The organism is Streptomyces actuosus (assembly GCF_016921115.1).
Taxonomy (GTDB): domain Bacteria; phylum Actinomycetota; class Actinomycetes; order Streptomycetales; family Streptomycetaceae; genus Streptomyces; species Streptomyces actuosus_A.
On record NZ_JAFFZS010000294.1, the window covers coordinates 1 to 268 of the forward strand.

Genomic DNA, 268 nt, shown 5'->3' on the forward strand with positions numbered 1-268 from the left:
CACAGAAGTTGCTCGCCCATGTACAGACGTGGCTTGCGGAGGAGCGGTTCGAGGGTGCGCGGCTTGTGGTGGTGACGGAGGGGGCGGTTGTTCCTGACGGGGTGGGGGTGGTCGATCCGGTTCTGGCTGGGGTGTGGGGTTTGGTGCGGGCTGCTCGGGCGGAGGCGCCGGGGCGGTTCGTGTTGGTGGATGTGGATGGTGTGGGGGAGTCGTGGGGGGTTGTCGGCGGGGCGTTGGAGTCGGGTGAGCCGGAGCTGGCGGTGCGTGG

The 268-nt window shown here is 69.4% G+C and carries 1 protein-coding gene; it reads left to right on the forward strand.

Annotation, left to right across the window (positions count from 1 at the left end):
* Positions 1-268: SpnB-like Rossmann fold domain-containing protein (locus JS756_RS36380; RefSeq protein ID WP_205387531.1), on the forward strand; the 268-nt coding region annotated here is incomplete at both ends.